General features: G+C 47.1%; 12 protein-coding genes. 8 read left to right on the top strand and 4 right to left on the bottom strand.

Translation table 11 applies throughout. From position 1 onward, the window contains the following. Window positions 1–28: 28 nt before the first annotated feature. Complete coding sequence (nth, locus tag FJ444_RS00620; protein WP_140955976.1) at window positions 29–745, top strand: endonuclease III; 717 nt, start codon at window positions 29–31, stop codon at window positions 743–745. Between the two features lie 101 nt (window positions 746–846). Further along, window positions 847–1,338 (top strand): TIGR00645 family protein, encoded by a 492-nt coding sequence (locus FJ444_RS00625; RefSeq protein ID WP_140955977.1) that lies wholly within the window; start codon window positions 847–849, stop codon window positions 1,336–1,338. Window positions 1,339–1,395: 57 nt separating this feature from the next. On the opposite strand, the gene FJ444_RS00630 is transcribed toward FJ444_RS00625, so the two are convergent. Then, on the bottom strand, window positions 1,396–2,613 hold the full coding sequence (locus FJ444_RS00630) for an MFS transporter (protein ID WP_140955978.1): 1,218 nt from the start codon (window positions 2,611–2,613) through the stop codon (window positions 1,396–1,398). Between the two features lie 216 nt (window positions 2,614–2,829). Between FJ444_RS00630 and FJ444_RS00635 the strand changes: the two genes are divergently transcribed. Next, entirely contained in the window at window positions 2,830–4,971 is a 2,142-nt protein-coding gene (locus tag FJ444_RS00635) for a tetratricopeptide repeat protein (RefSeq protein ID WP_140955979.1), read from the top strand. 3 nt (window positions 4,972–4,974) lie between these two features. Here FJ444_RS00635 and FJ444_RS00640 read toward each other — a convergent pair whose 3' ends face one another. Continuing rightward, window positions 4,975–5,883, bottom strand: a complete 909-nt coding sequence (locus tag FJ444_RS00640) for a hypothetical protein (RefSeq protein WP_140955980.1) — start codon at window positions 5,881–5,883, stop codon at window positions 4,975–4,977. Between the two features lie 298 nt (window positions 5,884–6,181). Between FJ444_RS00640 and gloA the strand changes: the two genes are divergently transcribed. Both gloA and glpQ read left to right on the top strand, forming a co-directional pair. Next, entirely contained in the window at window positions 6,182–6,565 is a 384-nt protein-coding gene (gene gloA / locus FJ444_RS00645) for a lactoylglutathione lyase (RefSeq protein ID WP_140955981.1), read from the top strand. 6 nt (window positions 6,566–6,571) lie between these two features. After that, window positions 6,572–7,573, top strand: coding sequence for a glycerophosphodiester phosphodiesterase (gene glpQ, locus FJ444_RS00650; protein ID WP_140955982.1), 1,002 nt, complete (start codon window positions 6,572–6,574; stop codon window positions 7,571–7,573). Between the two features lie 77 nt (window positions 7,574–7,650). Here the strand turns inward: glpQ and FJ444_RS00655 are convergent, their stop codons facing one another. Then, on the bottom strand, window positions 7,651–8,529 hold the full coding sequence (locus tag FJ444_RS00655; RefSeq protein ID WP_140955983.1) for an OmpA family protein: 879 nt from the start codon (window positions 8,527–8,529) through the stop codon (window positions 7,651–7,653). A gap of 174 nt (window positions 8,530–8,703) precedes the next feature. On the opposite strand from FJ444_RS00655, the gene rnt reads away from it, so the two are divergent. Continuing rightward, a complete protein-coding gene (gene rnt / locus FJ444_RS00660) occupies window positions 8,704–9,330 on the top strand; it encodes a ribonuclease T (protein ID WP_140955984.1) in 627 nt (208 codons plus the stop codon). Window positions 9,331–9,420: 90 nt separating this feature from the next. Beyond that, a complete protein-coding gene (locus FJ444_RS00665; RefSeq protein WP_140955985.1) occupies window positions 9,421–10,743 on the top strand; it encodes a sugar porter family MFS transporter in 1,323 nt (440 codons plus the stop codon). Window positions 10,744–10,794: 51 nt separating this feature from the next. On the opposite strand, the gene FJ444_RS00670 is transcribed toward FJ444_RS00665, so the two are convergent. Continuing rightward, window positions 10,795–11,400 (bottom strand): peroxiredoxin, encoded by a 606-nt coding sequence (locus FJ444_RS00670; RefSeq protein WP_140955986.1) that lies wholly within the window; start codon window positions 11,398–11,400, stop codon window positions 10,795–10,797. A gap of 324 nt (window positions 11,401–11,724) precedes the next feature. Between FJ444_RS00670 and FJ444_RS00675 the strand changes: the two genes are divergently transcribed. Continuing rightward, the gene (locus FJ444_RS00675) at window positions 11,725–11,919 is read left to right on the top strand and encodes a (2Fe-2S)-binding protein (RefSeq protein WP_140955987.1); all 195 of its coding nucleotides are present in this window, start codon (window positions 11,725–11,727) and stop codon (window positions 11,917–11,919) included. Window positions 11,920–11,955 lie beyond the last annotated feature (36 nt).

An 11,955-nucleotide genomic window follows, 5' to 3' on the forward strand; every position in this document is an offset into this window, starting at 1 on the left:
ATACAAAGCGTATAAACTGGTACCCATTATGAGTAGTTCCCTTACAAAACAACAAAAAGTACAGGCCATCATGACCATTCTGGATGAACTGTACCCGGAAATACCCATTCCACTGGATCACAAAGACCCCTATACACTGCTGATAGCGGTATTATTATCTGCCCAGTGCACCGACGAGCGGGTAAACCAGATTACGCCAAAATTGTTTGCCAGGGCCGATAACCCCTTTGATATGGTGAAAATGAGCATTGACGACATCCAGGCAATCATCAAACCCTGTGGCTTGTCGCCGATGAAGTCAAAAGGTATCTGGCATCTGTCGGATATGATCATAAAACTGCACGGCGGTGAAGTACCACAGGATTTTGAGGCACTTGAAGCCATGCCAGGCGTAGGCCACAAAACGGCATCAGTGGTAATGTCCCAGGCATTTGGTGTACCCGCCTTTCCGGTGGATACCCATATTCACCGCCTGATGTACCGATGGGGCTTGTCTAACGGCAAAAGTGTGGAACAAACCGAGCGCGATGCCAAACGTCTGTTCCCTAAAGAGCGCTGGAACGACCTGCACCTGCAAATTATTTATTACGGACGTGAATACTGCCCGGCCAGAGGCTTTGTGCTGGACAACTGCATTATTACCCGTCAGTACGGCCGTAAGCGTTTTATTAACGAGGTATTGAAAGAACAAGAAAAAAAGCAGCTGTCAAAACAAAAGAAAGTTGTAAAAAGGTCAATTAAGTAGCAAGTCTAAAATTTGCAGTGCTCATAGCCTATTGACACAAATACCGTTTTTTCTGACATATTTACCTTATTTCATCATCGTTTTTTCAAGGAGAATACAATTTGGAAGCTTGGGTAGAACGCGTAATGTATGCGTCACGATGGTTACTTGCGCCTATTTACTTTGGGTTAAGCCTGGCTTTGGTGGCCTTGGGCATTAAGTTTTTTCAGGAACTCTTTCACCTGCTGCCCCACGTACTGGAAATCAGCGAAGCAGACATTGTTCTGGTGGTGTTATCGCTGATTGACATCGCACTGGTATCGGGCCTGATCATTATGGTGATGTTTACCAGTTACGAGAACTTTGTGTCGCAAATAGACCTGAAAGAAGGTACTGAAAAACTGGCGTGGCTGGGCACACTAGACACCAGTTCACTCAAGAGCAAAGTTGCCGCGTCGATTGTCGCCATTTCGTCTATTCATTTACTGAAAATTTTTATGAATGCGAAGAATATCGATAACGACAAGCTCATGTGGTACGTGTTGATCCACCTCACATTCGTTATCTCGGCCTATGCCATGGGTACACTGGACAAATCCACCCGCAAGCATTAATAGGCTCGGTATCCCTCCTGAAACCAGATTCACACCTGGTTTCAGGAAACAATCACGCTAAGCGGTTACCACTCTCAAGCGTTCAACCGGACGTTCATCAATCCACAAATGCAGTAATGCAGTGACCACCGCAATGCCGCAAGCCGCCCACCACACCACATCGTAAGAGCCGGTAACGTCAAACAAGTAGCCACCCAGCCACACGCCACTGAATGAGCCTAACTGGTGACTTAAAAACACAATGCCATACAACAATCCCATGTAAGGCAACCCAAACATTTGCGCCACCAGCCCGGACGTGGGAGGCACCGTAGCTAACCACAGTAAGCCCGTAATAATTGAAAAGGCATAAACAGAATGCGCTGACATGGGGAAATACATAAACGCGGCAATGGAAACCGCACGTAATGCATAAATACCTGTGAGTATTTTCGCCTTGGAATACTTGCCTGCCCAGGAGCCAGATAGCAAGCAACCAAATATATTAAACAATCCAATCAAAGCCAAACTGGCAACCGCAACATCAGAGGCAAAGCCCCTGTCACTCAAAAACGCCGGCATGTGCACGGTAATAAACGCCAATTGAAATCCACATACAAAAAAACCGGCTACCAGTAGCCAGTAGTGTGAATAGGTACACGCCTCGCGCAGCGCTTCCGACATCGACTGTTTCTTGACAGTACCAGCCGTTTGCCCGGTAGGTTTTGTCGCTTCACGCAGAGGGGACGCTAAAAACATCATTAACAAAGCGCAACCTGCCATCAGCATAAGCGCTATGCTCCAACCATAACCGGCAATAAACGACTGTGCCACAGGCACTACCAGCAATTGCCCTGCAGAGCCAGCTGCACTGCCCAAACCCAATGCAAATGAGCGTTGTTCCGGTGAGACCATACGGGCCATGGCCGGCAATACCACCCCGAAACCGGTTGCGGCAATGCCCATTCCCATCAAAAAGCCTGCGCCCACATTCAAGCCTTGAATCGTATCCGCTGTAGCGGTGACATAGAGCCCCAGCGCATAAAGCAGAGTACCTGCCACCACAGTTTTAACCGTACCAAACCGATCAGCAAACGCACCGGCCACCGGCTGACACAATCCCCACCACAGATTTTGCAGCGCCAGTGCAAAAGCAAACACCTCCCTGCCATAACCAAATTCGGCAGACACCGGTGCCATAAAGAATCCCATGGAAGAGCGCAGTCCAAAGTTAAGCGCCAACAGCACGCAAGCGAAGGCAATGGCGACACTGAAAAGTGATTTATATTGAGACATGTTGATTTGAGGAATCCTGTTGTTTATAGCGCTAAAGGAAATACCCACTATAACGCACTTCTTAACGTGATTACGCAATGAATGTATACCATGTGGATATCTACCTGAGTAATGCTGACATTAACTCACCCACTGCTGGATCAATATTTAAAAAACAATTAAGTTATGTTCAGATAGCATAGAACATAACCGTACAAGCGCTGGATAACCATAATAATGAACGTTTTTTTAACAGAGCTTAAACGCCGGAATGTGATTAAGTCGGTATTGGCTTATTTAGGTATTTCCTGGCTGGTTTTGCAGGTAGTAGAAGTATTCTCCGGTTTAATTGACATGCACCCGCTGGTAGGCCCAGCCGTGATCCTCACGCTAACCTGTGGACTGCCGGTTATTGCCTACCTGTCGTGGCATTTTGACATTAGCTTAGACGGGATCCACAGAACGCCCCCAGCAGATGGTCAGACTTTAAAACCCCTTGGTCCAGGCAGCTGGCTGGGGTTAGGCGGCATCGGAGTGCTGTGCGTGTTCATTGGTTTGCATTTTTTTACTGCCATCGAAGCAGACTATAAGGCAGCAAGTGAAGGCCAGCAGCAAGTGATGCAGGCTGACTCAATTGCCGTTATTCCCTTTACCGATCAAAGCCCGGAACGCGATCAAAACTACTTAGCATCCGGTTTAGCTGAAGAACTTACCAGCCTGTTGGGGCGTACCGACGGATTCAGGGTTGCGGCCTCTAAATCCAGTCAAATTCTCGCAGAAAAAGGCTTGTCGCCGGTTGATATAGGCCGTCGCCTGAATGTTCAAACCGTACTAACCGGTAGCGTAAGAGCACAAGGTAGCCGCATTAAGATTCGTGTTGAACTGGTGAATACGCAAGATGGCCATACGCTTTGGACTGAGAACTTCCTCAGAGACTTTTCAGACGTTTTTAAATTGGAAAGCGAAATTGGCCGTGCTGTGGTTAATTTGTTGCAAGACAAATACATTGAAGCAGGTTCCTTTCAGGCTTTCGCTACCACCACCAGTACCGACGCCTATGTTATGTATTTAAAGGGCAAGGAACAATACCGGCTGCAAACCACCGAATCGATGAAAGCCGCCCGCACGTTGTTTGAACAATCCATCGCCCTCGATCCGGAGTTTGCTCAGGCTTATGTAGCACTGGCCGATACGATTGCACTGCTAGCTGAAGGAGAAAGCCGCTTTGGCGTACTCAACACCAATATTGCTGCGCAGCTAGCCAAACAAAATCTGGATAAGGCCATCGTTCGGCAGCCCAACAATGCAGAAGCCTTTGCTGTAAAAGGCTACGTAGAGTTCATGACCGAGGAATACGACACTGCCCTGACTGATTTGGATAAAGCGCTAGCAGTAAACTCAAACTTGTCTATTGCGTTTATGTGGCGATATTTAGTTCATCGGGAATTAGGACATTTTGATCAGGCACTAACCGATCTTGAACAAGCGCTTTCACTGGATCCGATATCCAGAGCAAACCTGGCTAACATGGGATTTGAGTATTCCCGGCGCGGAGAATACGAAAAGGCAAGGTCATATCTGACGCTGTTAACCAACGATTTCCCTGATTATCCGCAAGCGTATGTAAACCTGGCTGACGCGAATTACCTGGCGGGTGAACATTCGGCGAGTCTGGAAAACTGGCTAAAGGCGTATTCACTGTCTAAAGACAACCTCAACTATCGCAATAGCGCAGCGAGTATTCTTATTGAACTTGGATTAACGGAGAAAGCCAGACTGCTAATTGATGAGGACGACTTGACCTATCAGGCATTTATTTTGGTACGAGAACAAAAAAAGCAGCAACTGGTGGAGTTATTAGCGTTTCAGGTAGCCAGTGATCCCGATGACTATTGGGCCAAAGTTGAACAGGCTATTTATTTAGGCTGGACGGGGGAAATAAACCAAAGTGCGGAATTATTTATCGCGCTTGAAAAAATCACTCCCGAACAGGAAATGTATGCCATGCCCTATTGCTCACCGGCCATTGAAATTGCCTGGGCACAAGCCGAATTAAAGACACACCCGGTTGCACAGAACGCATATATTTCTACCTGTCAAAAGCAACTCGATAAAGAAATAAAAATATTTAAAGACAGCATTCTAATGTATTTGTCTGCTCGAATTAGCGCCCTCAATGGCGACACTGATGGATTTATCTCGCACTTTACCAATGCATTAAATAATGGATGGTTGCAGTGGTGGACTGAACTGGATCCGCTCGTAGCCACGATGTTTCAAGAAAGCGAAGAAGCGCAGGCACTGCTTCAGCAGCACAACGAAAAATTAGCGAAAGAAAAACAAAAGGCCGACAACGTCGACCTTTCTAACTATTTGTAGTAATTATAGTTTACGTCGACGACGCTGAAACATAAACAGAGCAGCAAATGCCCATGCACCTGCCATTGCAGGTGCGGCTACTTCCTGACTTCTGGCCATAATCCGCAGGGTTTCAGTAAAGCCCTGATTCACACTAAAGGTAAGTGTGTCCGACGCGTACAATCCTCCGCTGATGAAGCAAAAATCGTCAGGGTTGGTTACCGTCATACAATCTACCGACAAACCACTGTGCTCATCCTGATAATAAAAAAACGTTTTATCGCTGCCAGAATGCATAGTGACATCTACTGTAATACTGTATTCCCCAACCGGCATGTCAAACGGAATAGCGGCATTTAAAAACACCATGCCCTGCTCTGAATACTCCTGATATCCATATTCATCGGTGTAAAGATACTGACTGCCACCTGTGTGGTCTATTGAGGTATCTGCATCCGTAAATTGCCACATTTGCCCTGCGGCATTACTGAGTGTCCAGGTAATATCATAACTGGCTGCGCCTACCAAATAAGCGAAAAAGCTGCCAAATGCGAAGAGATTCTCGTCGGTATAAAACTCATAACTACATCCACCCCAAACCGGTAAATATTCTGGCGGCGTATTGTTATACGTATCGTAATCCATTTCCTGATAGCAACCACGTCCTGGCACCGGTAATAAATGTTGGTTGCCTGACGTAAACCCGTATTTCGGGGCCTGACTCATCACAGTTTGGTAATCATATGCCGATAACGTGGTGCCATAGGGCCCCATCACTGTATCCGCATCATTGATAAGATAATAACTTTGTGGCGCGGTAGAGGTAGGAGAACCTCGCCCCCCGCTTCGAATTAACGCTGACTCTGCAATGGTGGAATACACCATTCCGGACATGACAACTAACAGTAATACTCGATTTCTGAACTTCAACATGGCGTGCTCCTGCCAACGACCGACGGTCTTGTGTGTGGTGTAATTGCTGCTTTTATTTTTATTGTGTCTGTTATCCTAGACTACTCGACCGGACTGCACAATTTTTAATCAACAGATTAGACCAATTTCGCCACTTTTCGGTTGATGACAGGTTGAATACGATCAGTATGTCCCGACTATCTCGTGCAGATGTTATGCTATTTATCAGACGATGTTGCCACCACTGGCAAAAATGACACTGGCATGTCATCAGGCTGCAATCTGATTGAATTACAGTACCCCGAAGAGGAGAACAACTATGCGAATGCTTCACACCATGTTGCGAGTCAAAGACTTAGACACGTCACTGGCCTTTTATACTGAAACCATGGGCATGAAATTGCTGCGTACCAGCGTAAACGAAGAATACAAATATACGCTGGCATTTGTGGGTTATGCGGATGAATCGGAACAGGCCGTACTGGAATTAACTTACAACTGGGACACGAATCAGTACGACATGGGCACCGCTTATGGGCATGTGGCCTTTGCCGTTGACGATATTTACCGCTTCTGCGAACAACTGGAAGCAAAAGGTGCCGATGTTTACCGTAAGCCCGGCCCCGTAAAAGGCGGTAAAACGGTTATTGCCTTTGTACGCGACCCGGATGGTTATGCCATCGAACTCATTCAACCGGAATAACTGACTATGCGTGTAGCCCGATTATTTTCTGTTTTTTTGATAACATCAGCAAGCCTGTCGATGTCAGTACAGGCATTCGAGATTATTGCTCACCGGGGCGCGTCGGGGTATCTGCCCGAGCATACCCTGGAAGCTATGGCACTGGCGCATGCACAAGGGCCGGATTACATTGAACAGGACCTGGTGCTCACACGCGATAGCCAACTGGTTGTGCTCCACGATATTCATTTGGAGACCGTAACCGACGTAGAACAGAAATTTCCAGAACGTGCCCGGGAAGATGGCAGATATTATGCGCTGGACTTTTCACTGGCGGAGCTAAAAACCTTGCATGTGCGTGAGCGCCAGAATGCCGACGGCACGCCAGTGTTTTCCAATCGGTATGCCGGCAATGGCCACTTCACCATCGCCACCTTTGAAGAGCAGCTCACCACAATAGCTGAACTGAATCGACTGACAGGCCGCAATATTGGCTATTACCCGGAAATAAAGTCGCCCGCCTGGCATCGTGCAGAAGGTTATGACATTAGTTCGCTGGTGCTGGCAACACTGCGAAAATACGAACTGGACTCTCCAACTGCCCCTATTTACTTGCAGTGTTTCGACTTTGCCGAAGTGAAGCGCCTGCGCAACGAACTGGGTGCAAAAGTGAAAATGGTGCAACTGATTGCAGATGACGAGTGGGGTGAATCCCCCACCGATTACGGCGCACTTAAAACACCGCAAGGAATGCAGGAAGCGGCAAAGTACGTGCAAGGCATCGGCCCCTGGCTAGGCCATGTTACGCAGACCAGCAACCCGACTTCATTTGAATTGGCCGACTGGGTTAAAACCGCTCAGGCAGAAGGACTGCACATACACCCCTACACATTCCGACTCGACGCGCTCCCTCCCGGCATAACCGCAGAGCAACTACTGCAATTGATTACAGGGAAATGGCAATTTGATGGTGTATTTACCGATCAGGTACCGCCAGTAAAGGCGTTTATTGAACGCTCTACCGACTGATACATTTTGCTATTTTTTAGAAGTTAACATGAAAACGGCCGCAAAAAGCGGCCGTTTTCAACTAAACCATTTCACACTTAAGACTTTGCCAGCCTAACCACTACCCGGCGGTTTGTAGCCCGCGAATGACTGTTGGTATTCGGGGATATATGACGCTTCTCACCATGGCCGGTAATTTCAATCCGCTCGGGATTCACCCCTAAACTGGTGAGATAACTTTTAACTTCATCTGCGCGGCGAACCGATAATTGCTGGTTATTCCACGAACCGCCATAGCTATCGGTGTAACCGTCTAATAATACCAGTTCAAGATTGTTGTCTTCGCGGAGGTAATCGCCAATCATAGCCAGCCGCTTCTTAGAGTATTTAGACAGCTCTACACTGTTTTTCTCGTAGCTCAGTACCGTATAGCTGATGTCGTCAAAGCTGTAAGGCAGCAAATTTGACACACAACTTACAAACTGCTGATACACCGGCATAAAGTTACTGGCATTTAGCCCCACTGCTACTTTGTCAGCCGGGTTGTACCAGTCCTGATAATAAATTGTGGGCCAGAATCCTTTTTCCAGTTCACTGAGCATGGTCCAGGCAGTGTCTTCGGGTAAATCACCATCGTATTGCGTGCGAATGGTCATATCAGCGATTTGACGTGCACGCTCTCCAGGCATCCAGGCTGGCGGCACAGAATATACCGTTGCCGTATCAAAACGCTTAGGTAAACGCTGCATGTCCAGTACAAACTCCATATTGAGCTGTTTGGATGCAACACTGGTAAACTGCGCTTCGCCGTAACCAGGCAGCGCGTGCGACAAGGTACAGCTCAACCGTGACGGTTCACTGATCTGCCAATTGGATGTTTCTACCGCAGCGTGATACTGACGCAACGCCCCCTGAGCAGAGAGCGCCGTTAAGCCCAACGCCAACAAAATTGACCTACGCAAAATGGATTTACCCATAATAGCCTCTGAATATGCCTCGTTACCTTATCGACAATCGCCGAGAAAAGTTTAGTTGCGGGTAGATACTCTCGCTTAATGTTGACATAATTTGCCCCTGAATGAGAACTGACTTTACGTTTAATTCGCGACATCCGCGATATTCGATTCGTCCACAACGTTTTTTTGAGTGATATGTCCCACACTAAACCTCAGCTAGTAAACCGTTTCAGAGGCTATTTTCCTGTTATTATCGACGTTGAAACCGCCGGCTTTAACGCCAATACCGACGCCTTATTAGAAATTGCCGCGGTCACCCTGCACATGGACGAAAATGGCATGCTGCACCCGGATCAAACTTATCATGCCCATATCCATCCATTTGAAGGGGCTAATCTGGAGCCAGCGGCACTGGAGTTTAATGGTATTGACCCGAACTGCGCGTTGCGCGGCGCCATTGACGAAGACGAAGCCATAAAAGAACTGTGTAAGACTATTCGCAAACAACAAAAAGCAGCAGAATGCCAGCGTTCCGTTATTGTGGCCCACAATGCCAATTTTGATCAGAGTTTTGTGAACGCTGCCATTGAACGCTGCAATATCAAACGCACACCGTTTCATCCATTTGTATCGTTTGACACCACTACGTTGTCTGGCCTGGCATTGGGCCAAACCGTATTAGTAAAAGCCTGTCAGGCAGCGGAAATTGCCTTCGACCAGAAAGAGGCCCATTCCGCATTGTATGATGCCCAAAAAACGGCTGAACTATTTTGCTATATCGTGAATCGGTATGCGTCATTAGGCGGCTGGCCACTTCCTTAGCAACTCAAACGTTAAATAGTTGTAAAAAATCATTGTATCTTTGCAATTGAGTTGTACACTTACAAAAACTTAAACGATTAAGATACAACTATGCTGAGTAATAAATTACTGCTTTGGAGCATTACTGTTGCCTGTGCCGGTTTCTTATTTGGTTTTGATACCGCTGTTATTTCAGGTGCCGACCAGCCTATTCAGGCGCTTTGGCAAACCTCTGACATCACACACGGGTTGTTCATCATGTCTTCTGCCCTATGGGGCACTGTAATTGGTGCACTAGGCGCGAATATCCCCTGCGACCGCTTTGGTCGCAAACCCACCTTAGTCGCCATTGGCATATTGTATTTGCTCTCGGCGCTGGGTTCTGCGCTGGCAAACGACCCGGTGACGTTCAGTTTGATGCGTTTTATTGGCGGTATTGGCGTGGGTGTTTCATCAATAGCCGTACCTGCTTACATTGCGGAAATTGCACCAGCTGCCAATCGAGGCCGATTGGTGGCGCTTTATCAGTTTCAAATCGTATTCGGCATTCTGATTGCTTTTCTCTCTAATTATTTGTTAGCGGGCGTATTTGCTCTGGATTGGCGTTGGATGCTGGGCATTGAGGCGCTGCCCGCAGCAATTTATCTGTTGTTGGTGATATTTGTGCCTGAAAGTCCTCGCTGGTTATTACTTCACAAACAGGATCACCAGGCCGCAAGTCAGATTCTTCAGGCGGTTGGCGAACCTAATCCACAGCAACTTATTAGTCAAATTGAAAGCGAGCATCAACAACGTGCCAGCGAGCGCTTGTTCAGCCATGCATACCGTTGGCCGGTGTTACTGGCATTTCTACTGGCCTTATTTAATCAATTATCGGGAATAAACTTCGTTATTTACTTTGCGCCGCGTATTTTTAGTCTGGCCGGTCTGGATAGCAGTGCGGCCTTGTTGTCCAGTGCAGGCATTGGCTTAGTCAACTTATTGTTTACGGTACTGGGTATGGTACTCATTGATAAAGCTGGCCGAAAAACGCTGCTAATCATAGGTTCAATAGGTTACATTGCGTCTTTGGCAGCACTCACTATTGCATTCCATTTATCGTTGGCGGGCAATCTGGTGGTGGCGTTTATTTTCATGTTTATTGCGTCACATGCCGTTGGTCAGGGTGCCGTGATTTGGGTGTTTATCTCTGAAATTTTTCCCAACTCCGTTCGCACCAAAGGGCAAAGTCTGGGATGTGGTACGCACTGGGTACTGGCTGCACTCATCACGCTGGTGATGCCAATGGTATTGGGCACATTTACCCCCACGATGATTTTTGGCTTTTTCACTGTGATGATGGTGTTGCAATTAATGTGCGTGCTGAAGCTGTTCCCGGAAACCCGGGGCAAGTCAATTGAAGAACTGGGAATCGCCCTATCCAACAGCCGTTGAATAAACGAAAAAGGCGCCAATCGGCGCCTTTTCACGAATAAATCGATAAGCTTACAGCTCTTCTGATTTCTCAGCCAGGTACTTAGCAACACCTTCTGGGCTTGCATCCATACCAGATTTGCCCTGAGTCCAGCCAGCAGGACATACTTCGCCGTGCTCTTCGTGGAACGCCAGCGCGTCAACCATGCGCAGCATTTCGTCGATGTTACGACCCAGAGGCAGATCGTTTACTACCTGGTGACGTACCATACCGGCTTCGTCGATCAGGAATGAACCACGGAAAGCAACACCGGCTTCCGGATGTTCAACGTCGTACGCCTGACAAATTTCGTGCTTCACGTCAGCAACAAGTGTGTACTTAACCGGACCAATACCACCTTGGTTAACCGGCGTGTTACGCCACGCATTGTGAGAGAATTGAGAGTCGATTGATACACCAATCACTTCAACACCGCGCTTTACAAACTCGTCGTAACGTTTGTCGAAAGCAATCAGTTCTGAAGGACATACAAAGGTAAAGTCTAATGGATAAAAGAAAACAACGGCTTTTTTACCCTTAATGGCATCGCTTAAAGAAAAGCTATCAACAATTTCACCGCTACCCAGCACGGCAGCAGCAGTAAAATCCGGGGCCGGACGGCCTACCAGTACGCTCATATTTTGCTCCACTTGTGTTTGTGATTTTTCCTGATGGCATTATTGCCAACGTTGCTCACGCGCTTGCGTCAGCTTCTCTATTATTGGTGCGCTTTTCAATAAAACAACAGCTTTCACAGAAACTTTCTGATAATCCGACCAGTTTTTTGCGCAAATCCCCGCTTACCGATACAGGCGTATTCAGTTCGCTACAAAATTGTTCATAAATCGCTACACTCACCAGAAATGAATATAACAGCGTTTTTCACGATCCTATTGAAAAGGCATTGCAAACAACATAAATAACAACTATTATCATTTGCAACATTAGTTAGAGGTTTTTTTATGTACGTGTGTATGTGCTACGGCATTACCGATACTGCTATCAAAAACGCTGTCAAAGAAGACGGTGTGGGTAACATGCGTCAGTTAAAAGAACTACTGCAAGTAGGTTCTCAGTGTGGCCGTTGTATCCAAATGGCACAACAAATCATCGACTCTACTATTATCGACGAAACACTCTTCAAAGACGTGGGTTAATACCCAAAACGCCTAAATACTCTTGTCTCCACTACT

Origin of the sequence: Aestuariibacter sp. GS-14, assembly GCF_006494365.1 — a bacterium.
Classification (GTDB): Bacteria; Pseudomonadota; Gammaproteobacteria; order Enterobacterales; family Alteromonadaceae; genus Alteromonas; species Alteromonas mangrovi.

What these genes read in the sequence shown, in the direction of transcription:
- nth (WP_140955976.1), top strand. Translation starts at nt 29, where the DNA reads ATGAGTAGTTCCCTTACAAAACAACAAAAAGTACAGGCCATCATGACC.
- FJ444_RS00630 (WP_140955978.1), bottom strand. Translation starts at nt 2,613, where the DNA reads ATGTCTCAATATAAATCACTTTTCAGTGTCGCCATTGCCTTCGCTTGC.
- FJ444_RS00635 (WP_140955979.1), top strand. Translation starts at nt 2,830, where the DNA reads ATGAACGTTTTTTTAACAGAGCTTAAACGCCGGAATGTGATTAAGTCG.
- FJ444_RS00640 (WP_140955980.1), bottom strand. Translation starts at nt 5,883, where the DNA reads ATGTTGAAGTTCAGAAATCGAGTATTACTGTTAGTTGTCATGTCCGGA.
- gloA (WP_140955981.1), top strand. Translation starts at nt 6,182, where the DNA reads ATGCGAATGCTTCACACCATGTTGCGAGTCAAAGACTTAGACACGTCA.
- glpQ (WP_140955982.1), top strand. Translation starts at nt 6,572, where the DNA reads ATGCGTGTAGCCCGATTATTTTCTGTTTTTTTGATAACATCAGCAAGC.
- FJ444_RS00655 (WP_140955983.1), bottom strand. Translation starts at nt 8,529, where the DNA reads ATGGGTAAATCCATTTTGCGTAGGTCAATTTTGTTGGCGTTGGGCTTA.
- rnt (WP_140955984.1), top strand. Translation starts at nt 8,704, where the DNA reads ATGTCCCACACTAAACCTCAGCTAGTAAACCGTTTCAGAGGCTATTTT.
- FJ444_RS00665 (WP_140955985.1), top strand. Translation starts at nt 9,421, where the DNA reads ATGCTGAGTAATAAATTACTGCTTTGGAGCATTACTGTTGCCTGTGCC.
- FJ444_RS00670 (WP_140955986.1), bottom strand. Translation starts at nt 11,400, where the DNA reads ATGAGCGTACTGGTAGGCCGTCCGGCCCCGGATTTTACTGCTGCTGCC.
- FJ444_RS00675 (WP_140955987.1), top strand. Translation starts at nt 11,725, where the DNA reads ATGTACGTGTGTATGTGCTACGGCATTACCGATACTGCTATCAAAAAC.